Source organism: Variovorax sp. 10N432, from assembly GCF_056394465.1.
Genome location: NZ_JBFTHX010000126.1, coordinates 1 through 850 on the forward strand (window position 1 = coordinate 1; position 850 = coordinate 850).

Annotated in this window: 1 pseudogene; it reads left to right on the plus strand. The window is 62.4% G+C overall.

The features are described from left to right. Window positions 1–210 precede the first annotated feature (210 nt). A pseudogene (locus AC1DF3_RS36945) lies at window positions 211–708 on the plus strand (IS5 family transposase); the annotation flags it as partial. Between the last annotated feature and the right edge of the window lie 142 nt (window positions 709–850).

The following is an 850-nucleotide window of genomic DNA, read 5'->3' on the forward strand; positions in this document are numbered from 1 at the left end:
GAAACACCTTCTTGGCAATGTCGACGGCAATGACGGTTCGTTCCATGATGGCCTCCATTCGATGTTGACGGTGGGACGCTCACTCTGACACTGCCGAGGTGTCGTGCCTAGCAGTAGTAGGAGGGAGGCGCCCATACCATCTGATCAATAGGTCGCTGCGGGCACGGCCCGTGCATGCGTGAAGACATCGCAAGTCACAGCACCACCGAGATGAACCAACGCAGTTTTGCCAGCGCCGAGTACGCGATGAAGAAGAAGCGCACGCGGCGCGAGAAGTTCTTGGCCGACATGGAGCGCGTCGTGCCGTGGTCTCGTCTGATTGCCGTGATCGAGCCGCTGTACCCCACGCGCGGGCGCGTCGGCCGACAGCCGATCGGCGTGCCCCGGATGCTGCGCATGTACTGCCTCCAGCAATGGTACGGCCTGGCCGACGAGGCGCTGGAGGACGCGCTGTACGACAGCCAGGCGCTGCGCGACTTCGTGGGCATCGACCTGTCGCACGAGTCGGTTCCCGACGCCACCACGCTGCTGAAGTTCAGGCGCCTGCTGCTGGACAACGACCTCACCAAGGCGCTGTTCGAGGAGATCAACGCCCATCTTGCCGAGCAAGGCCTTCTGATGCGCGCGGGCACCATCGTGGACGCGACCATCATTGCGGCGCCCAGCTCGACCAAGAACGCGGGCAATGCTCGAGACCCGGATGCGTATTTCAGGGCATCGTGGACGCCCGTTTCAGACGATCGTGGACGTCATTTCAGATGAACGTGGACGCTGTTTCAGGCTGATCGTGGACGACGTTTCAGCCTAATCGTGGACGATCCGGGCGCGCGCGAGTGATCTTGACCGTTGG